21 protein-coding genes are annotated in these 20,428 nt (G+C 33.8%); 6 read left to right on the forward strand and 15 right to left on the reverse strand.

The annotated features are described in order from the left end of the window. Window positions 1-167: 167 nt before the first annotated feature. A complete protein-coding gene (locus ACSYTE_RS08035; protein WP_491717537.1) occupies window positions 168-1,778 on the forward strand; it encodes an oligosaccharide flippase family protein in 1,611 nt (536 codons plus the stop codon). 77 nt (window positions 1,779-1,855) lie between these two features. Here ACSYTE_RS08035 and ACSYTE_RS08040 read toward each other — a convergent pair whose 3' ends face one another. The 6 genes from ACSYTE_RS08040 to ACSYTE_RS08065 form a co-directional block, all read right to left on the reverse strand. Beyond that, the gene (locus tag ACSYTE_RS08040; RefSeq protein ID WP_491717538.1) at window positions 1,856-2,197 is read right to left on the reverse strand and encodes a hypothetical protein; all 342 of its coding nucleotides are present in this window, start codon (window positions 2,195-2,197) and stop codon (window positions 1,856-1,858) included. Between the two features lie 79 nt (window positions 2,198-2,276). After that, window positions 2,277-2,912 (reverse strand): pyroglutamyl-peptidase I, encoded by a 636-nt coding sequence (locus tag ACSYTE_RS08045; protein WP_491717539.1) that lies wholly within the window; start codon window positions 2,910-2,912, stop codon window positions 2,277-2,279. 402 nt (window positions 2,913-3,314) lie between these two features. Beyond that, window positions 3,315-3,734 (reverse strand): nuclear transport factor 2 family protein, encoded by a 420-nt coding sequence (locus ACSYTE_RS08050; protein WP_491717540.1) that lies wholly within the window; start codon window positions 3,732-3,734, stop codon window positions 3,315-3,317. 18 nt (window positions 3,735-3,752) lie between these two features. Then, window positions 3,753-5,210, reverse strand: a complete 1,458-nt coding sequence (locus tag ACSYTE_RS08055) for an MFS transporter (RefSeq protein ID WP_491717541.1) — start codon at window positions 5,208-5,210, stop codon at window positions 3,753-3,755. Between the two features lie 360 nt (window positions 5,211-5,570). Beyond that, window positions 5,571-6,035, reverse strand: coding sequence for a threonine/serine exporter family protein (locus ACSYTE_RS08060; RefSeq protein WP_491717675.1), 465 nt, complete (start codon window positions 6,033-6,035; stop codon window positions 5,571-5,573). Continuing rightward, window positions 6,025-6,795, reverse strand: a complete 771-nt coding sequence (locus tag ACSYTE_RS08065; protein WP_491717542.1) for a threonine/serine exporter family protein — start codon at window positions 6,793-6,795, stop codon at window positions 6,025-6,027. Before ACSYTE_RS08065 ends, ACSYTE_RS08060 begins: the two co-directional genes overlap by 11 nt. A gap of 149 nt (window positions 6,796-6,944) precedes the next feature. Here ACSYTE_RS08065 and ACSYTE_RS08070 point away from each other — a divergent pair, with 149 nt between their 5' ends. Then, on the forward strand, window positions 6,945-8,120 hold the full coding sequence (locus tag ACSYTE_RS08070) for an MFS transporter (protein ID WP_491717543.1): 1,176 nt from the start codon (window positions 6,945-6,947) through the stop codon (window positions 8,118-8,120). Window positions 8,121-8,198: 78 nt separating this feature from the next. On the opposite strand, the gene ACSYTE_RS08075 is transcribed toward ACSYTE_RS08070, so the two are convergent. Continuing rightward, window positions 8,199-8,783, reverse strand: a complete 585-nt coding sequence (locus tag ACSYTE_RS08075) for a hypothetical protein (RefSeq protein ID WP_491717544.1) — start codon at window positions 8,781-8,783, stop codon at window positions 8,199-8,201. A 183-nt stretch (window positions 8,784-8,966) separates the two neighbouring features. Between ACSYTE_RS08075 and ACSYTE_RS08080 the strand changes: the two genes are divergently transcribed. Further along, window positions 8,967-9,200: a hypothetical protein gene (locus tag ACSYTE_RS08080; protein ID WP_491717545.1), complete on the forward strand. Its 234-nt coding sequence runs from the start codon at window positions 8,967-8,969 to the stop codon at window positions 9,198-9,200. Between the two features lie 78 nt (window positions 9,201-9,278). Here the strand turns inward: ACSYTE_RS08080 and ACSYTE_RS08085 are convergent, their stop codons facing one another. Next, window positions 9,279-11,069, reverse strand: a complete 1,791-nt coding sequence (locus tag ACSYTE_RS08085; protein WP_491717546.1) for an acid phosphatase — start codon at window positions 11,067-11,069, stop codon at window positions 9,279-9,281. A gap of 183 nt (window positions 11,070-11,252) precedes the next feature. Between ACSYTE_RS08085 and ACSYTE_RS08090 the strand changes: the two genes are divergently transcribed. Further along, a complete protein-coding gene (locus ACSYTE_RS08090; protein WP_491717547.1) occupies window positions 11,253-11,519 on the forward strand; it encodes a hypothetical protein in 267 nt (88 codons plus the stop codon). 101 nt (window positions 11,520-11,620) lie between these two features. Here ACSYTE_RS08090 and ACSYTE_RS08095 read toward each other — a convergent pair whose 3' ends face one another. The 5 genes from ACSYTE_RS08095 to ACSYTE_RS08115 form a co-directional block, all read right to left on the reverse strand. Next, window positions 11,621-12,265: a hypothetical protein gene (locus tag ACSYTE_RS08095; RefSeq protein WP_491717548.1), complete on the reverse strand. Its 645-nt coding sequence runs from the start codon at window positions 12,263-12,265 to the stop codon at window positions 11,621-11,623. A 106-nt stretch (window positions 12,266-12,371) separates the two neighbouring features. Next, the gene (locus ACSYTE_RS08100; protein WP_491717549.1) at window positions 12,372-12,704 is read right to left on the reverse strand and encodes a hypothetical protein; all 333 of its coding nucleotides are present in this window, start codon (window positions 12,702-12,704) and stop codon (window positions 12,372-12,374) included. 196 nt (window positions 12,705-12,900) lie between these two features. Then, on the reverse strand, window positions 12,901-14,040 hold the full coding sequence (locus ACSYTE_RS08105; protein ID WP_491717550.1) for a family 20 glycosylhydrolase: 1,140 nt from the start codon (window positions 14,038-14,040) through the stop codon (window positions 12,901-12,903). Between the two features lie 167 nt (window positions 14,041-14,207). Next, the gene (locus tag ACSYTE_RS08110; protein ID WP_491717551.1) at window positions 14,208-14,534 is read right to left on the reverse strand and encodes a DUF5388 domain-containing protein; all 327 of its coding nucleotides are present in this window, start codon (window positions 14,532-14,534) and stop codon (window positions 14,208-14,210) included. Window position 14,535: 1 nt separating this feature from the next. After that, complete coding sequence (locus tag ACSYTE_RS08115; RefSeq protein WP_491717552.1) at window positions 14,536-15,357, reverse strand: ParA family protein; 822 nt, start codon at window positions 15,355-15,357, stop codon at window positions 14,536-14,538. 709 nt (window positions 15,358-16,066) lie between these two features. Between ACSYTE_RS08115 and ACSYTE_RS08120 the strand changes: the two genes are divergently transcribed. Further along, window positions 16,067-16,999, forward strand: a complete 933-nt coding sequence (locus ACSYTE_RS08120; protein ID WP_491717553.1) for a replication initiator protein A — start codon at window positions 16,067-16,069, stop codon at window positions 16,997-16,999. 233 nt (window positions 17,000-17,232) lie between these two features. Here the strand turns inward: ACSYTE_RS08120 and proC are convergent, their stop codons facing one another. Next, on the reverse strand, window positions 17,233-18,009 hold the full coding sequence (gene proC / locus ACSYTE_RS08125; protein WP_491717554.1) for a pyrroline-5-carboxylate reductase: 777 nt from the start codon (window positions 18,007-18,009) through the stop codon (window positions 17,233-17,235). Between the two features lie 115 nt (window positions 18,010-18,124). Beyond that, complete coding sequence (locus ACSYTE_RS08130) at window positions 18,125-19,006, reverse strand: GRP family sugar transporter (RefSeq protein ID WP_491717555.1); 882 nt, start codon at window positions 19,004-19,006, stop codon at window positions 18,125-18,127. A 260-nt stretch (window positions 19,007-19,266) separates the two neighbouring features. Between ACSYTE_RS08130 and ACSYTE_RS08135 the strand changes: the two genes are divergently transcribed. Continuing rightward, a complete protein-coding gene (locus tag ACSYTE_RS08135; protein ID WP_491717556.1) occupies window positions 19,267-20,238 on the forward strand; it encodes a YczE/YyaS/YitT family protein in 972 nt (323 codons plus the stop codon). Window positions 20,239-20,428 lie beyond the last annotated feature (190 nt).

The raw sequence follows: 20,428 nt of genomic DNA on the forward strand, positions 1-20,428 counted from the left end.
ACCGGATTAGATTAGCTTATTAAACAAATTCAAAAATAGTGTATAATTAAGCGTTGTTTGTGGGTTCAATAACCATGTGGTAATATATCCATTGGAATTGAGCTCAATGCTTATTAGCAACGATCAATTCAACTAAACAATAAATATTTAGAACTCGAGGGATTTTTTTGAATAAAAAGATGTTATCGGGATCATTTTGGCTGTCTTTTGGTAGTATTTTTTCCAGGGTGTTAGGGATCGTCTATCTAATTCCATGGTTAATAATGATTGGTAGCTACAGTGATCAGTTAAATGCGCAAGCAGTGTTCAATGCTTCATATACACCATATGCATTACTAATCGCGGTTGGAACTGCTGGACTCCCCTCAGTAATCGCTAGACGTGTTTCATCGTTAAACTCTAGAAATCGATATCTAGATAGTGCATACGTCACTAAATTAGCATTTATAATAATGATTATCGCTGGAATTATATGTGGACTCGTTTTGTACATTTTAGCACCATTAATTGCTCAAAATAGTCCTGTAAAATCAATCCATCAAGCAATCATTTCAATTCGAATGTTAGTTCCAGCCATCGTTATTCTGCCTTCAATGAGCATGATGAGGGGATGGTTTCAAGGGCATAGTGACATGAAACCATACGGAATCTCACAGCTTTGGGAACAATTATCACGGGTCTTATTCATTATCATTTCAACCTTTATCGTTATCAAAGTGCTTCATCATAACTATATCGTTGCCGTTTACCTAAGTGTCTTTGGTGCATTTATTGGTTCCATTATCAGCTACTTATACTTACTGCTGTACGGCAATCATAAAAAATCAATCTATCAAAAACAGATGGATAATAGTAAGCCAAAAACCCTCAACAACGTTGTATCAACTATTTTAGGATTATGGTACGCATCAATTCCATTCGTGTTAGTCGGATCATGTATTACAATTAGCCAACTAATCGATCAAGTATTCTTCAAGCAGGTCTTGATCAACGTTAATCACATGGCTTCTGATTACGTTAACTATCTTTATACTGTCTCATCGGCTAACCCTAGTAAAATCACTACGATCATCATTTCACTGGTCACATCGGTTTCTGAAACTAGTTTGCCATTGTTTTCAGAACTACATGCCAAAAAAGAATGGTCCCAAATCAATAAGTTATTATTAGAGAACTATAAATTGCTACTATTCTTTTTAATGCCAATTGTTATTATTAGCGGATTCGCTGCTGGTCCCGTTTATACTGTTCTATTCACTCACGACCAGGTTGGAACTTATTATCTCGTCCAAAATATTATTCAAAGCATCTTTTTAGGCCTTGCCGTTAACGTATTAACGCTAATGCAGGCACTCCATGCTAGTAAAAAAGCGGTCATGTACATGTCAGTTGGAATTTTTATCAAACTAGCCTTACAGTTCCCACTGCTTAAATTATTTGGTGCAAATGGAGCAATCATCGCAACTGATGCTGCCTTTTTAGCAATCGTTGCACTCGGCTACTTTAAGTTAAACCATCTATATGGCGTAAAATTAGGCTCACTAGTCCCTATTTTGTACACCAATTCATTTTTAATCATCATCATGAGTGGTTATTACTTCACCTTCCAGCAAGTGTTTCAGCCAGTCAATCGATTAAGCAGTTTCATTTATTTAGCCATTTATGGAATCACATTCCTATTGATATATATCTTTTTGGCCAACCATACCGGAACTGCCAAGCGAATTTTTGGAATGAAATTGGGCTATCGATACTTTAAGTATAAACATTTCAAATAAAATAAGGGGTTGATCTGATTAATTTCAGATCAACCCCTTATTTTTTGTTTGAATCCAATTAAAACATCACATGCGGTTTATTTGTGATTTACATTAAACAATTTTTGCTTAGCATGATTGTAATTAATCTTTGCTGTCATTAGTTGTTTTTTATTTTTAGCATTTTTCAAATCATGTTTAGCATGTATAAAGTCATCCTTTGCTTTGGCCAATCGTACTTGTTTAAAGCGATCGAACTCGCTTCCTGAATGTGAACCGTTGTTTTGAGGTGCATATTTATGATGACGACGGGCTTGGATGAGATTAACTTGCTTTTGATTCATATCAGCATTTACGTTATCAGTTCCTTGAAAGTAAATCGTCGTGCCAGCAGCGATTGCTAATAAAATTGCTAAATGTGAAATTTTGGCTCTTAACATTTTCATCATCCCTTAAAATTATGTTACTAATCTACCCTTTAATTATATCAGCTTTATCACTAATATAAACTGAAATCACTTAATATTCATAAGGATGATCTAGTACAATATTATCATCCAAGTGATGAATAATTGTAAGTAGCGCAATCTTGATGCCATCTACTTCATCATCCAACGCCATGGTTGGCACATCATCATTATCGGAATAATTAGATGGAACATGAATAAAGCCGGCCTTCATAGTGGGGTATCTTTTGCGCATTAAGTATTGAACCTCATACATGACGTGGTTACAAACGAAATTTCCAGCTGAGGTAGAAATTTTACTATCAATCCCAATATCACGAATATTTCTAACGATTGTTTTAATTGGGATATTACTAAAGTATTCATCTTCACCATCATGATGAATCGATCTTGTAATTGGCTGGTAGCCATTATTATCGGGAATACCCGCATTATCAACATTAACAGCCACTAACTCTGGAGTAATGCCAATTCGACCGTTAGCCTGACCAATGTTTAAAACGAAATCAGGATGATGTTGTTCGATCGAATCAGCAATCATTAAACTGCTGATTTGAAACTCAGTTGGTAATGCTACTTTAACAATTTCAGCTTCATCTAGTCGATCAGGGAGTGAATGTAAAATATCCAAAGATGGATTATTAGGATGTTTATCAAATGGGGTAAAACCAGTTACTAATCCCTTCATTCAGCATCACTCCTCCCTTCAATAAGATGATAACAAGCTGACATCCTTGTCATTTTCCTATTTTGTACAGAAGTACCACTAAATTTTATGTAATCAAAAAAGTCTCTTATATGGTTCTTGACATAGTCATAAATAAAATGCTCAGCCATTTAACCACCTCTCCTCACATTTTTAATTTAATTTTAATTTAATTATAAAATAATAATAAAACGATTTCATTAAATTTAACCAAATTATTTCAATAAATTTAAAAATGTTATATTAAAGGCTTTAAAAGCACTAAAAAAACATCCTATTTTAATTTTAATTATAAAATATTATTAAAATTAAATTAAATTAATCAAAAAATTAATAAAAAGCATCCCCTATTTTTAAATAGTTGGATGCTTAAATTATATTGTTCTATTTATGCCAGATAAAATGAGAATCACGTTTTTCAATCAACCATTTACCATCCACTTTGACGTAGCGATCCTCATATCGAACGCCTTCTTGTACCTTAGATTGAGCATTTTCTAAAAAGACGTAATTATAAGCAATCCCCTCAGCATGCATTTCATCAATAAAAGTAATCGTTTGTTGGCCACTCATGTGAAAAACAGTTTCATACTCTTCCATGGATTTAGAGAACGCATCATAAATTGCTTTGCGCCCCTTTAGTTTAAAGACCACTTTGCCATTATTAATAATATTGACTTCACCATCAGAAGTGAACAATTGAACCTGTTTTTCATTTTCTTTAGTATCTGCATAGTTCGAAAATAGATCAACTAGTTGTTTTAACTTTAAACGATCATTGATTTCTTGAATATTCATTTCCATATTAAAATCTCCCTAAAGTTATTTGCTTGTGTTTTGCGGTAAGGTTCTAATGCAATTTAAAACGATTGCAATTAATGAAAGGACTAGCCCCATAAACATCACTAGGTGGATCCCATTGAAAAGCATTCTCTTTAAATGCGGCACTAGTTGGTAAGGCAATGACTGTGCAGTTTTAAAATCAGTTAACGCTGTTACCATTTTCAATGGATATTGATAATTAGTCTGTTGTGAAATCCTGATACTAAACACCGCACCAAAAATTGCTGCCATAAAAGTTTCACCTAGGGTACGGATTAATAATCCAAATGTTGTTGACACCCCCACTAACTGCTTAGCAACTCCATCTTGAATTGAAATTTGCATAGGGGTAAACGATAGGCCCATCCCAAGTCCATTGAAGGCTCCGCTAATCAATAACCAAAAGTATGGAGTATTTTGTGTCGCTAAAAACATTGTCAATGATGATACACAAACGCTAGATATCCCTACTCCCACAATGGTCCGATATTGAATGCGTTTCATTAAGTGTGCCGTAAGCCTAGTCCCTAATAACAATAAGATCGAACCAGCAATTTGAGTTAATCCCCCATAAGTAGCATTCGTGCCCAATAATCCTTGCGACCACATCGGGGCGTAAACGCTAAAGCCAATAAAGTATCCGTTGATCAAGAACATGATGATGTTTTGTGACTGGATCGGCCAATTTTTTAATAACTGAATTGGTACTAAAGCATCATCAATGCTATTTTCCACGTGAAAAAAAATAACTGATATCCCAACCGTAATTACTATTAAAATCACAGTAATTTGAAAATGGCTAGATAACGAGCTACTGGCAAATAGCAATAAAGTCAATATTATCGACAATAGTCCCGCACCCAGATAATCAAAACGACTACTCGTAGGTTTAAAATCATTAACTCGATACGTGAGCTGTAACATTAAGATAGATAGTAATCCAATCGGTAAGTTAATAAAAAATACCCAGTGCCACGAAAAATGGTCAACAATCAATCCCCCAATTATTGGACCTAGAACGGTTGATAGCGTATAAGATGCGGTCACCCAACCAACTGCCCGTGCTCGCTCAACTGGCTTAGGGTATATTTCAGCATAGATAATAAATGGAATCGAAACCATCCCACCAGTACCGATCCCCATCAATGCTCTAGCGATGATCAATATTAGCATATTAGGAGCAAGCCCCGCTAAGCCCGAACTGCAGATGAACAATAATACCGCGATTTGAAAAGCCCGTTTATTATTGATGATTTCTCCTAAGCGTCCCCATAGGACGGTTGTTATAGCAACGCCTAATAAAAATACTGAACTGATCCATCCGATTAATTGAATCCCACTCAAATCACTAGTGATCGATGGAATTGCTGTATTGACAATCGTTGCATCTAATCCACCCATAAAATTAGCGAGCAATAATGAAAACATTGCCAACGTCGTACGATCCTTATCCAACATAATCATCCCCTTATTTGTTGATATGCTGGATATTATAGGTAAATTTATAAGCTAATAAAATGGTCAATTATTTCTATATCGTGGCTTATGCCACTAATTTTTATAATCAGTGGCATAAAATTAGTTAAAAATTAAAAACACCCCCATCTGCAAGGAATGGGGGTGTTATTCGAGGAAAAATTGATGATGTACCCGTTTAGATTAAATAATTATGTAATAACAACAGAGGTTATATTCACTAATCATTAAAGGAGTTCAATCTTTAGCGTTATTAATTATTTAACCTGCTGTTATTTTACTACGGCTAACATTAAAAGTAAATTATAATTTTAATCAAAAACTAATGTAACAAAAAATTAATTATTTATTTTTTATAATTAATTTCTTAATTGTTGGTTTTAAGAGTTTAAATAAAACTTCTCCAATAATAAAACCAATTCCTAATGCAATTGCAATCAATAACGTTTTTAAAAGTCCTTGCATTGCAAGTTTGCTTAATCCTATGGTCAGTTGCTCCATGCTCTTGTAAAACAGTGCACCTGGTACCAATGAAATTACAGCTGGCACAAAGACTAAGTTAACGGGCGTTTTAACAATCATTGATTCCACATTCCCAAATAAACCGACGACAATTCCTGGCAGTAGGTTGGCAACAATTACATTTGCACCCATTCCATCTGCTAGAATATACGCCAGCCAAGCCATTGCGCCGACCAGGCCCGAAGCAATTAGGGTTCGCTTGGGAACATTAGTGATTACACCAAACCCCCAAGTTGATAAAAACGCAAATAGAAATTCAACGCTCAGCACCATTTTATATCCCACCAATCAAAAATTTAATTAATAACTTTCCAATGATTACCCCACCACTAATCGAAACTGCAATCATAGTTGCTTCCATGCCAAGGATCAGTCCAGATAAAATATTTTTAGCCATAATTTCTCTAAATGAGTTTGTCAGGGCAATCCCTGGCACAATCGGCATTAACGAACTAAAGATAATCATATCAGCGTTCGTTCCAGGAACTAAAATGCTAATGAGCATCGCCAACATTCCAATTACAAAACCACCAAACGCCACATCCAAGTAAGGGGTTTTTGATTTCCCTGACATAAACCTAGTTGTTAAATAACCCATAATTCCAACGAAAAAAGATAACGCTAAGTTAACCCAATTAGTATGAAATAGTAGTAATGGAGCCACTGATACTAACCCGGCAGCTAAAATTTTACGGGTGATCGTAAAGTCAATTACCTTATTTCTAATTCTGTAATAATCATTTTTTAAATAATCATATGTAATTTTATTCTCTACAAACTGACGTGATAGATTATTAATCTCATCAACTTTTTGAAAATTAAAGTCATGCCCCTTTATCTTCATAATTTGGTTTTTGATACCGTTTTCATAGTAAACAAATATTACACCTAATTCTGCGTAACATCTTAAGTCGTGCAATCCAGCCTTATGGCCAATGAATTCAACGGTAGTTTCGACCCTATTAATTTCAGCACCACTTTCGACCAAAGTACGCCCCAATCGACAACAAAAATTAGCAATTTCATCTTGTTTATCTACCCGCAATACGCTTCCCCCCACGTGACAATTAATTTAAAACCATTATATCATGATAAAAAATGAAAAACTGAGTCAATCAATGTAAGCGTTTTCTTTTGCTTAAAAAGTGATATAATAAAATTGTGAATTACAGAGATCTGATTGGAGGGATTAAAATGGCTAATAATTCAGAATGGAACGCTAAAACATGGTTTCACCGTTTCGCAATTTTAGCGGTTTCATTGGTCATTACGACTGGAACTGCAATTTCACCAGCACTTCCAGCGATGCAAAAAGCATTTTCAAACTATCCTGCAACCTTGGTAAACATGGTTGCAACAATTCAACAAATTCCAGCGTTCATAGTGCTATTAATGTCAGCACCACTAGCAAAACGATTTGGGATTAAAAAAATGATTGGCCTTGGAATCTTATTGATGGGTATTTCTGGTGTCATCCCAGCGTTCATCCCCAACCTATGGTTAATATTGGGATCTAGGATCATCTTTGGGATTGGAATTGGGATGATCAATTCGTTAGCAATTACGATCATCAATATCTTTTATAGTGGTAATGAACAAGCTCAAATGCTTGGTAATCGCAACTCATTTGAAACGATTGGTCTTTGTATCGTCAATATACTAGTTGGCCAATTATTAAACATCAGTTGGCAAGTGTCATTCTTAGCATACTTCTTTATTTTGATTATCCTGGTAATCTTCTGGAAGGCTGTGCCAAATATCGAAACAGGTGAACCCGTTGGTAAAGATGGGCAACAGCAACGCTCAAAGGTTAACTTTGCTGTAATCGTTGCTGGAGTCTTTTGTGCAATCATGACGATGGGACTAGCAACGGTTAGTGTTATGACCCCTACGATCGTTGTTAATGGAAAACTAGGTAGTGCTACCGATGCGAGTTTCGTAATTACGATCTTCACGATTGCTAGCATGTTGATGGGATTTTTATTTGGAACCTTCTTCAAGATTTTTAAAAAATTTGTATTACCCCTGGGCTTGTTAGTGTTTACGGTTGGAATGTCCATCATGAATTTTGCTCCTAATTTAATCGTACTAACGATTGGAGAAATCATTATCGGTGGTGCGTACCCACTTGCTGGGACTTACGTTTTTAACTTGATGGATAAAGTAGCTCCCAAAAATTCGACCGCACTAGCCAACTCAATCCTATTAGTCGGCTGTAACGTTGGGACAGCAGTATCACCAATCGTGATGGGATTCTTAAATCAAATTTCACCAATTTCTGGATCTCAACCTGGAATCGGACTCTTTAGTGTATTGATCGCTGTATTAATGATCATTATCTTGGGATTCCAAATATTTAAAAAGCAGTAATAAATAAAAGGCAGCCCATAATTGACGAGCTGCCTTTTATTTTTACCAATACAATAAACATAATTTATAATTTATTATTTATTTTAAATTGTCGTCAGAAAACTGCTTTAATTTAGCCAACAGTTCTGGATCTAATCCTGAATCATCATCATCAGAATAAGACGTTTCATTACTATAATCATCTGGATGTAACCATTGATCGTAAGCCTGGGTATATTCTTCATCCACTTTTCGTTGGGCCTTTTCATAAAAAGCACGGTTACGCTCCATAACGTACCCTACTAATGGCTTATTCTCACTAGGCACTGCATTTCGTTTTTCGTTAAAATTGCCTTTTCTAACAACATCTTGAATCTCGATCAATTCATAATCAGTAATTTTATTAATGCCAGCCCCCTTCTTGTAAGAATGGACCTGAGCTGTAAACCCAACTAAATCACCATCTTTTAATTCATCCAATTTAATAAACGGTTCCGTATAATGAACCCAAGCATGATCAGTGATAAAGTTGCCCTTATCATCATGAACATCTAAAAATAAAATCGTAGGTTGGTAGTAATAACCATCTTCGTCATTATATTCTTCAGCATATCCCAAGCGGGTAAATTTCCCAACAAATTCATATCGCTTGTCAGCAGCTAAGTCTTTTAAACCGTTTCTCATATTATCATCTCCAAATTAGCATCAGCTTTATGATTACCATTTTAAGCTAATTTATATTAATAGGCAATGTGGAACAAGCATCAATATTGTTTCACGACTTCCATAAATCAGGCCCAATTTATTTGCTTTAGCGTTATAATAGTTAAGCATATTTTAGAGTGATAAAAGGAGAAATGATTCGTTTTGGATAGTAACTTTTTAGAAATTGATTTTAACAATGGATATCGACAAGCCATCGATGATTCAGTTGCCAACTTAAAGGGCCATCAACCTAGCATTACCCAAATGATGTTCAAGGCTAGTGTTAAAAATCATGACTTAATTAATCGGATTTTTAAGGTTAAACATAGTGAACCTTATCTAATGGGATATAAAGAGGGGCTTCGTATCTTTAACTTTGATCAAATCTCAGGTTAATAGTTCAAATTGAAAATGAGGACCATTCATATAATGAATGGTCCTCATTTTAGCTGTTATCGTCGATTTTTTATTTAATTATTTTTTAGCAATGCTAATATCATGGTTGTTGTATACAATGTGAAGCCCATGAGATAATCCAGTAACCTTACTGAACTTACCCTTGTGACTGCCGTAGCTCATAATCTTATCACCGTTCTTAAATTCACCACCGTTAAGTTTAAGGGTTCCACCAAGTGTTGCCCCCTTCTTAACTACTAAGCGGCCCTTCTTAGCAATTGAAGTTGAGCCCTTGCTACTTTGTTTGTAAGTACCCTTAACGGTAACCTTTTTAGCACTAAGCTTAAGATCACCACCACTAACGCTAACAGATCCATTACCAAGAGCTGCGTTATTTGCTGCTACTAATGAACCATCCTTAACAGCAACGCCACCCTTGTATGTGTTCTTTCCAGTTAATGTCAATGCACCAGTACCGGTCTTAGTTAGTTTTCCAACCCCAGTAATGTCGTTACTCCAAGTATCAGCAGCATTGAAACCACCCTTAGATGCATCCATCTTAACGGTCGTATCAGAAACTAATTGGCCATAACCATTAGCAGCGTTGTAGAGGTTCAAACGACCCCAACCTTCACCATCATCTAAGATTGGATATCCAGTAGGTATTTCGGTAGTTGCAAGAACTGCTCTTCTTTGAGTGGCATTAAGGTATGGTAATCTAGTTTCCAAAAGTACTTCAGCACCCTTAGGAACAACGTAAGTGTGCTTAGAGTTAGCAATCTTTGAGAAACCATAAGTTAAGCGGAAGTTATATTTTTGAGCATTTTCTTCCTTGTTGTCCATTCCATAGCTGTTATTGTCAGCCTTGGATTCCTTTAGAATGCTTTGAGCTTGGTCAAACGCTTCCTTTTTAAGTTGGGCATTTGCAGGGTCATTCAAGATAGCTGCTGCTAATGCAGTCCCTAATACTCGACCACCGATAACATCTAGTGGCGAGTGGCGTCCTGCAACAATTCGGTTGTTTCCTACTTCTGAAGCTCTAGTGATCAATGATTGAAATTTTTGTGGATAAGCATATGCAAGTGCGTATGCAGTTAAGTATGCACTATTAGTGTGACCACTTGGGAATCCATAATCATTAGTAGGATCAGCATTTGCTGATAGTTTTAACGTTGGAATAATTACCCCGTTATCTTGGGCGTTAGTAATGTTTGATAAATCATTCCATCTAAATGGACGTGGATACTTATAAAATTTCTTAGATGTACTACTTGAAGAATAGTTACCATCTTTCATAGTATCAGCTAATTTAACAACACTTCCTAGGCTGGAGTTAGGGTCACCAGTTACTTCTTGTTTACTCCAGTTAGTATCGTAATCCTTAGTTTCTGCATCTGATGGCACTGATGTATATCCACCAGTAATATTTGCTTCTTTTCTGAAGTAATCAGTTAGCGTCCCAAGTCCTTCTTGAGCAGAATAACCCATGTCATTTTTATCATCTAACCATGATGCATCTTCTTCAGCTTTCGTTCTTGTTTTAGCAATGTTGTAATTATAATTAATATTTTCGTCTAAAATCTTCGTGTTAAGGCGTTTTCCGTTGTTCCAATCAGAACCAGGTTGCCAAAGATTGTTCATTTGTGATAATAAGTCAATTGAAGCATTGGTTTGTGCTGTGGTATTAGCACTTGTGTTTGTTTTATAATCTTGAATGAAATATCTTCCTGCGTCTGATTTATGATCAGTATCAATTTCAAGCAAAGCCTTATTAGTACTCTTCTTATCGGCCTTTGCATTTGTGATGCTACTAATACTTAAAAGTGTTAAACCAATTAATACACTGGAACGTAGAATTCTTTTTTTCATGTTAATATCCCGCCTCTTTAATTTATTTTAACAATCTTAATAATAAACTAAGAATTTAGATTTATTGTATATTAATTGTAAAAATATTGTAAAATATAAAGTTGCTATTTTACAATTATTAAAACCATTTGCTAAGTTTTTAAATTTTCAATCAAAAACAATGTGATTTAGGAAGTGAACGATATGCTTAAAAATAAACAAAAAGCACTATATATAATCATTGGAATATTAGATATCATTGTTTTCATTAGTATCTTGATCAGTCTATTTGTTACTAAGGGCGAATACTTTTGGGGAATTATCGCTTTAGTCTCCGTTTACGTTTTAATGGTATTAGCTGCAAGCATTGCCCAACATCATAACCATAACGGAATTTTTAAAAACCCTAAAATTGGTTTGGGACGGGGATTTGCCTTTAATTTAATGTTTTTATTTGTGAAACCAATCTAAATAACAAGCAATAAATAATTTATTATTTATTGCTTGTTATTTATTTTTTGTTATAAAAAAAGGACCAGCCAATTAAGGTTGATCCTTTTTTGATATGGATTTTAGAATGGGAAAATTTCTGGGTTAGTTTGTCCTTGTCCATCATGAACTTCAGGTAAGTCTACAGTGTTACTTGCCATCTTATTCTTAGCAACTGCATAAACAGATAATGTGTAATCTGCAGTAGATGGATAGTTGTAAGTGATAGTACCACCAGCAGTATCATTACTAGTATTGAATGAATAACCATTAAACTTAGTGTAGAAGGTAACATTCTTTTCACCTTGATCATAAAGTCTAACAGCAACCTTACCAGCCTTCGAACGGTCAATACTGTAGTAAGTAGGATCTGGAGTTACATATTGTGACTTTTTAATCGTATAACTCTTAGTTAACTTCTTACCAGCCTTGTTGGTACCATAGATAGTAAAGTTATTCTTACCACTAAAAGCCTTTGAAAGATTAAATTTCTTACTCTTTACGCTTGCAGTAGCAAATTTTGAGCTACCCTTCTTAACAACAACTTTTGTAACGTTCTTAGCAGCGGAACCCTTAACAGACCCCTTAAAACTAAGTTTTCCTGAATTATATGAAACGCTTGGTGTTAATGTAGGCTTAGCACTGGCACTAGCAACATTCCCAAATGCAAATAATGGTGAAATAATTCCAGCAACTAATACTGTTGCAAAAATTTGTTTTTTCTTCATTATAAAAACTCCTTTATTTATTAAGTATTAACGTAATTATATCATCTTAAAACGACAAAAACCAAGTTCATAACTTTTTTTAACTATTTGTAATATCTATGAAATTTTATTTAACGTTATCTTCCTTAGTATATTTATCAAAATACTCGGTCGTTTTTGCAATATGCTTTTCTAAATAGGAACTAAACATTTCGCCGGTATCTTTAGATAGTGACTTAAATTCCTTTCTAGAATTCTTTTTAGTAATATTTCCTGTGATCACAACTGGTGATAAAAATTTCTTTTCTTGAATATGATTTTGCACAAGTGCAACACTTCCAATTGATAATGATGATTTCATTTTAGCTGGAATAAAAAATTTATAGGCTTTTGGAAATAATGGTTTGTTATTACTAAGTTGAATAAAATGAACAATTGCTGTGTTATACTTTAGTGTCATTAGATTAATTCCCTCACATTAATATATTTACCATCATTATAACAGACATATAATTAAAATATGAAATAATAGCCATAATTATAAATAATTTATAATTTATTTTTAATATGTTTATCAAATGAAAATAAAAAGTACCCTATAAATCGTTAGATTACAACTAACAATTATAAGATACTTAAATGATAAATACTTGCGATTAACTAAATTTATTAATTCTGTCGAAATAAGCATTTAACCATGGGAGCGTCTTAGCTTGAATCTGTTCGCCATTATAGCCGTTATTAACATCTGACCAAATTGAAACGAAACTACCTAAGTTATTACTGTTGGGTGCTTGTTGGGTTGAATCTAGATCATCCCACATTCCAGAATTAAACCCTGATAACCTTTGTTTAAAGCTATCAAGTCCTGACTTATCCAAACTACCCTTATCAACAACTACATATGTTATTGCCTGATTATCATTAAAAGTTTTTAAACCAGCCCGATTAATTTCAGGTAACGTAGCATTTAAAGCTAATAGCGATTTACGGTTAGCTGGATCTGAAACGGCACTCGATTGACTCCAATAGTTAACAACGATTGTCTTATCGTACTTATTAACTTGCGATTTTACAATACTATCATTCCAAACCATCATTTGTTTTCCATGACTTCTTAGATAACGATTGATATTATTATCGAACTGCCTAATTGAAACCTCATCTGAATGGCCATCAATTGAAAATTCATCTCCACCAGTTCCGAAGTAACTATTCTTAGGTAATAACGACATATATTCTGAAATTACCTTCTTATATAATGTTGTAACTCCATCAGCACCAAAGTCAAATTCATTTGAAAACGCAAGCATTGAATTAAGGTGAGGATACTTTTTGGCCTTTAATAAGTCGATCATCGCCTTACTATGTCCAGGAATTTCAATTTCTGGGTAAACCGAAACGTGTTTTTCCTTTCCATAAGCAATTAATTCCTTTAATTGTTGTTTAGATAAAAACGGCTGATTCGTTTTCTTACTAATGTACTCATCATTTACATATTTTGCATTTTTAACGGTTTGTCCAAGGAATTCATTTTCAATGCCAAAGTTTTCATTATCAGTCAAATGCAGCATTAGGTACTTTCCATTATGCTCGCTTAAGGTATCAATAAACTTCTTTATTGTTTGTGGCTTATAGTAAGTCCGAGCGGCATCTAGATTCAATCCAGTTGTAATTCCGTAATTCTTAACATGATCATTTTCCTCGCTATTTTGGTCTATTCGCCAAATGATTCCAAAAATTAAGATCAGAACCAGGATAACTGGAATGACTAATATTTTAATCCAGCGTTTCATTATTAAGCTCCTTTTTTATTCATATATATGTTATTGTAACTTATTTTTAAGTAAAAAAATATAAAATCATAAATTCATAACAATAATAAATAATAAATAATAAATAATAAATAATAAATTTTAAATAATAAAAAAGGGAATCCCTTCATCTGAAGTTATCCCGATTTCTATTTCCTCTTCTTATCTAAAATTTTCTTCATGGTTTTATATTCAATTTTTTCCTCATCAGTTAAGTTATCGACTGCTGATTCTGATAGCTGACCTAATAATTCTGTCACACTATCTAGTCCCAAAACACTAACTAATGAATTTAATTGGTTTGCAGTATCAACTGAAACCCGAATACTAGTAGATTTTTCACGTTGCTTTCTAGACTTCTCAATTTTTTTAATTTTATTATCAAAATCATTGCTCAACTCGTTTCTAGAAAAAACGTTTTTAGGCATTTTGTTGCGACTTTGATTTTCTAGATTCTTTTTTAATAGATCACTCATATTATTTCACCCGCTTAATAAATTCATCAGTAATTTGGTCATATAGATAATGAACCTTTTGATCATGAATATCATGCTTTTGATTAGGGTTGTCTGGATCAACAATGCCAATAATATCATATCTCTTTAGTCGTTCCATATTTTTAACGATGGTTTCAAAGACATTGTCATTCCCAAATTGCTTCTTAGCTTGATCAAGGATTAATTGATCAACCTGTGATTTTTTCTTTAATAAAACAGGTAATATTCCTGAAATATCATAGTCAGCCTTATAATTATCGATCAACTCTTGTAGGTATTCAATATATGCTTCAGCACCAGTATATGAACGTTCTTGAGTTTGCAAAACTACAATTACATATCTTGATGACATTAAAGCAGAATCAGTGTACAAACTAACGGTCGGTGGCGTATCAATAATGATGTAGTCAAATTGAGATTCCAACGGCTCTAGTAATTTGGAAAAATGAATTGCTCTAAGGTATTGGTTATCTGCTCCTGGATACAGTTTTTCTAAATACAATGGATATGAAGTAAAATCAGCGAAGCTAGGAAGTAAATACAGGTTTTCCTTAATCTTAGTTACAATACTTTCAATATTATTATCGCTAATTGCGGTCATTAAGGTCGTATCGAATTTAACGACTTCCTTAGTCTGGGCCTGTTTAGTTGCTAAATAAAGTGCAGTTGCGTTTGCTTGAGGATCTAAATCAACCACTAACGTTCTATATCCCTTTTTTGACAAGTGATATGCAATCATACAACTATTTGTCGTCTTACCAGTACCACCCTTAAAATTACCAAAAGTCACTATTTTTGCCATAAAATTTGCTCCTCAAAAAAAATTTAAAAAAATTTTTTTGTACGTATTATTGTATAAATGTATTTTTATATTAATTAATACAAGTATTATATAATACTTGTATTAATGTATGCAATGAAAAAGTTTCTAAAAGTGCCTATATCAATGATTTTTCAAACACCATGTATTATTGCATACCTGGATATATGTAGTCATGTATGTGTACATACTAGTATTCATGTAGTAATAAATACATGTATGCAAGCATACATAAAAATATGCTATTGACTATTCTTATTATTACAGTTATTCTTTTCTTGTAATTAAAAACCTACCAAATTGTATGGTTCATTAATTATAAATTATAAAAAAACAATGTATATCCTAAAAATTTAGTTTTGGATATTTAAAAATGAATATAGAAAAAAGAGTGTTTCCAGAGCAACTGTTCACAGCAGTAACCCTAGTAACAGATCACAAGTACCCAAATTACTTGTTCTCCCAACACTCTAATTAAAAAAACTATTAAATTAAAAGTAGTTACAAACGTAACTAACTATAAAAAGACTAGATGGTTGGAGATAATTCTCCAACGAATGCTTTTATTATAGCTTATTGCTATTATCTTTGCAATATTAATAGCTTATTTAATTAGTCCTAAAATACATATTTTAGAAGGGGAGCAAGTAATTATACTTGCTCCTCTTTTTCTATTCCAGGAGGAATAGCTATGCAATTTATCATGTTAGACATTAACCTAATTAAAGACCCAAACTTAACTAACGATGAAGTCATCACATATGCACTACTATGCGATCGAATGAAATCATCAAGAACCAGTAAGCAGTTTTTCGATTCTAAAAAACAAGATTACTATGTCATTTACACGCTCGAACAAATGGCAACGTCGCTAAAGGTATCAATTCGTAAAGTGGGCCAAATCTTCAGTAAGTTGGTCAAATTAGGCTTATTAATTAAGAAAAAGCAATTCAGTAAAGCTGACAAATTGTTCTTGCCTAAATTTAAATCAACTAAGGTGCAAAATTTGCAACAAACAAATGCAGATTCTGCTACTCCACAAATGCAAAAAGTGCAACCTAATCAGAGTCAACAGAATCAAAAAATTAAATCAAAAAGTAATACAGTTAACACAAGTGACGAATTCTCAAACAAATCAGTTGCTAAATGGAAAAAAGCAGTTTGTGGAAAATTAAACGTTAAGGAAATCGTTATTGATCAAATATTAGATTTTACCAAAAATGATTTAAAACAGGCACACTCAATGATGGGGGTTATATTAAATGCGAAAACAAACATTGCAAGGAAGAATAAATTACTAAACAGTCCAATCACAAGGTTTGAAAATAATACCAACCTAGGAAACAAACTCGCAATGCAACTAAAACATATTTTTAGTTATTTACCTGCCACAATGGAAGAACGTTCTAAATACTTAATGAAATCCATGAAAACATTCTTTTTGGAAGCCTTTGGATTAAAAAAAGATGAACTAATTACCCCAATTGCAGCTAGTTCAAATAGGATCATTAAAAAACCAGTTCCAGAATGGCTTAGAAAAGATTATCAACCAAAGGTAAAACCAGCAACTGAAGCCCAAAAACAAGCAGTTTTGAAAAAATTAGAAGAATTTCGTAAACTTTAAGGTGACAATTTGAATGGTATTTACATTTTAGAATTAAATTCATTTTGATTTGTTTTAAGCGTGTTTTAAAGACTTTAATTGTTTAAATGATAAAATACATTGATAACAGTTAAGATCGCTAAAAATGACTAAAAAAAGCCAATAATGATTTTTAGATCCATTATTGGCCACTATAAGAAGCTTTTTATTAATAATTTAAAATTTATAATTTAAAATTTATAATTAATTATAAATTACATTGATTCGTTAGCGCTCTGAACTGCCTTAATGACAGCATTTCTGAAGCCATTAGCATCTAATTCAGTTACGCCCTTAATCGTGGTGCCCCCAGGTGAAGTGACTTTATCTTTTAACTCTGCAGGAGTTTTTCCAGTATCAAATGCTAATTGACCTGATCCAGCTACCATACTAGCAATTACCCTGTATGCATTTTGACGATTTAGTCCTGCTTGAACAGCTGCATCAGCCATGGCATCCATAAAAACATCTACAAATGCAGGTCCACAACCACCGATCGTTCCAATAATTCCTAAATTAGCTTCTTTGGTGACTATTACGTCCCCTAATAAACTTAAAACTTCATTGGTGGTTTTTTGATCTTCCTTACTAACATCGTATGCAAAGCTCGTTGCAATCGTTCCATGATTAACTGAGACTGGAGTGTTTGGAATAATTGCAGCGATTGGATTGTTAGGAAGTGCCATTTTTACTTCAGTAATTCTGATTCCCCCTGCTGCAGAGATAATAATCGTATGGTTGCTAATCCCATTTAATTGTCTAATTACCTTTACGTTAATATCAGCTGGGACGGTAGAGATAACAACGTCTAATCTTTGTTTTTTGAATTCACTAGGGTCATTAAATAGATTAAACCCCAGCTTTTTTTGAAGTGCTTCAACACGTGGATTAACTGGATTTAAAGCAAAAAGATTGTTTGAATCCAGTTTATTTGTGAATCCTTTTAAAATTGCACTACCCATGTTACCGACTCCTAAAATTCCAATTTTCATGTAGATCCCTCCAATTTTTTATTACTATATTAATGATACTACACTATTAGATTGAAAGGCGCTAAAAAAGTCATCATTGAATTTAATCAATGATGACTTAATGATAACAAATCTTTTATTTACCTAATGATCCAGTAATGATACCACCAACAACAACGATAACTAGTCCGATAGTAACATAGGTGAGACCCTTTTTACTTTTCTTTTCGCCTAGCAATAAGATTCCACTTAAAGTCGAAACGATTACGCTCATTTGAGAAAGTGTAAACCCAGTTGCAATTCCGTTGACTTTAGCTGAGTACATATAAACGGCAGTTGCGATTCCGAAGTCGATTCCTACAGCAATGTTAGCAATCGAACGCTTGTCTGTTAGGGGGTTCGGTTCGTTCTTATCACGGTAAAAGAATGAAATAATAATTGATGCAATTACCATTCCGATTGCTTGAGGGAAGAAAGCACTCCAACCATCTACAACCGGAATTTGAGGAAGAGCTGAGAAACCAACGTAGCCGATCGTTCCTAATAGTAAAACCATGGTTCCCCTTCTTAGGACTGCAGGATCGAGTCCCTTACTTGCATCTTCTTTATCAGTCTTGGTAGTGAACAAAATTCCAATCATGATTAGAATCAAAGCAAGAAAACCAAATATTTTATCAGTTCCAGTTGCCCACTCTCCGAAGAAAAGCACTCCCACTACTGATGTTCCGACTAGCTGAGCACCAGTTGAGATTGGCATTGCTCTTGAAACCCCAATTTCTGGGAACGACCAGTATTGTGATAATTGTCCACAGGCCCAACATGCACCAGAAATTAAACACCAGATAAATGCACTTGATGATAGTTGTGGATGTTTGAACAATGCAATTACGATCGCAACGATCAAGGCACCATAGGTATTACCGACTAGCTGGTTGATCGGTCTACCACCAGTTTTACCAGCGATTAAGGGCATCAATCCCCATAGCGCAGCTGGCACTAACCCAATTAAAATATTCATTTGAAAAACTCCCTTATAATAATAACATTTCGAATTTAAATTTATGAATATAATTGTATACCCTTTTTTGACAAAGGTAAAGGAATCTTTAGAAAAAAAGCGCTTACAATTGCATAAAAACAACGATGAAAACGCATTCATAACAGCGTTTTGAAAGCGTTCACAAAAGCTTGAAAAATATTTGTAAGCGCTTTTTAAAAAAAAAGCTGGAGAGTGTTATATAATAGAATTGCAAATATTAATTAAGGGAGTTGATTTAATTGGCAGGATTTAAAGCTGTCAGTGCTCAATCAGAAGACGACTTTGATAAACAACCGCAAAAAAATCATAAATTTATCAATATTACATTAAGATCGATAATGTCATTTGTTGGAATTGCCATTCTTTCCATGGGGGCAGCGTTTTTAAAGCAAGCTAACTTAGGGATGGATCCATTTACTGCGATGAATATTGGTTTTTCAAACTCGTTGCACATAGAATTAGGTTCATTTCAATTGATGGTCAATGGATTACTATTTATTTTAGTGCTGATATTCGATCGCAAGCAAATTGGGATTGGAACGATTTTGAACATGGTGTTAGTAGGTTATGAAATTCAGTGGTTCTCATCATTATATGGGATTATTTTTCCTCATGGTGGTGGAATCTATGTCGTTATTGTTGATGTTATTGCTGGATTGATTTTATTTACATTAGGAACATCAATATATATGTCGCCATCTTTAGGAGCTTCTCCGTATGATGCGATCGCACCAATTTTTTCTAGTCGGTTGCACATTAAATATCAATTAGTTAGAAATATTCAAGATGTTTTCTTCATGGTCCTTGCATTTGTTGCCCATGGAGCCGTTGGGGTTTTAACATTAGTGGTTGCCTTCTTTGCTGGACCACTGATCAACTATTGGAACCAACACTTTAGTCAACAATTGGTTTACCATATCGATCACTTTAGTACTGAACCAACCATTAAGAATGCGAGTTCAGGAATTGCTGGGGTCGGTAAAATGGGTTATAGTATGTTTATCCATGCTTATCAACAGACATCATTTGTTGAACAACACTTAGCAGGATACTCCGATGAAGAATTGATCGAATTGACTCACAACACTCAGAGATCAATTGAAAGATCCGTTAAATTACAGCGTAATCTTCAAGCACGTTTAGATGCATTGAAGCAAGAAGCTAACAAACGGCATATTAAGGTCCCTAAGTTGGATGAGTACGAAAAATAAACAAATTAATTAATAACTTAAAAGCCAGTCACTTAATTGTGGCTGGCTTTTTTTACATAGAAATGAAACACATTCTGTTAATTTGTGAAATTATAATCAATATTAGACGATTGATTAATGCAAGGGGTTTAAATATCGCTTACAACTAAAAAAATTTTTTCAAAAAATATTGCAGTGACCCAAATATTAT

The organism is Nicoliella sp. ESL1120, assembly GCF_058508515.1.

Coding starts and splice junctions, on each gene's coding strand:
- ACSYTE_RS08115 (WP_491717552.1), bottom strand. CDS start 15,357: ATGGCAAAAATAGTGACTTTTGGTAATTTTAAGGGTGGTACTGGTAAG.
- ACSYTE_RS08050 (WP_491717540.1), bottom strand. CDS start 3,734: ATGGAAATGAATATTCAAGAAATCAATGATCGTTTAAAGTTAAAACAA.
- ACSYTE_RS08085 (WP_491717546.1), bottom strand. CDS start 11,069: ATGAAAAAAAGAATTCTACGTTCCAGTGTATTAATTGGTTTAACACTT.
- ACSYTE_RS08055 (WP_491717541.1), bottom strand. CDS start 5,210: ATGTTGGATAAGGATCGTACGACGTTGGCAATGTTTTCATTATTGCTC.
- ACSYTE_RS08090 (WP_491717547.1), top strand. CDS start 11,253: ATGCTTAAAAATAAACAAAAAGCACTATATATAATCATTGGAATATTA.
- proC (WP_491717554.1), bottom strand. CDS start 18,009: ATGAAAATTGGAATTTTAGGAGTCGGTAACATGGGTAGTGCAATTTTA.
- ACSYTE_RS08110 (WP_491717551.1), bottom strand. CDS start 14,534: ATGAGTGATCTATTAAAAAAGAATCTAGAAAATCAAAGTCGCAACAAA.
- ACSYTE_RS08040 (WP_491717538.1), bottom strand. CDS start 2,197: ATGTTAAGAGCCAAAATTTCACATTTAGCAATTTTATTAGCAATCGCT.
- ACSYTE_RS08075 (WP_491717544.1), bottom strand. CDS start 8,783: ATGAGAAACGGTTTAAAAGACTTAGCTGCTGACAAGCGATATGAATTT.
- ACSYTE_RS08100 (WP_491717549.1), bottom strand. CDS start 12,704: ATGACACTAAAGTATAACACAGCAATTGTTCATTTTATTCAACTTAGT.
- ACSYTE_RS08130 (WP_491717555.1), bottom strand. CDS start 19,006: ATGAATATTTTAATTGGGTTAGTGCCAGCTGCGCTATGGGGATTGATG.
- ACSYTE_RS08070 (WP_491717543.1), top strand. CDS start 6,945: ATGGCTAATAATTCAGAATGGAACGCTAAAACATGGTTTCACCGTTTC.
- ACSYTE_RS08105 (WP_491717550.1), bottom strand. CDS start 14,040: ATGAAACGCTGGATTAAAATATTAGTCATTCCAGTTATCCTGGTTCTG.
- ACSYTE_RS08045 (WP_491717539.1), bottom strand. CDS start 2,912: ATGAAGGGATTAGTAACTGGTTTTACCCCATTTGATAAACATCCTAAT.
- ACSYTE_RS08120 (WP_491717553.1), top strand. CDS start 16,067: ATGCAATTTATCATGTTAGACATTAACCTAATTAAAGACCCAAACTTA.
- ACSYTE_RS08095 (WP_491717548.1), bottom strand. CDS start 12,265: ATGAAGAAAAAACAAATTTTTGCAACAGTATTAGTTGCTGGAATTATT.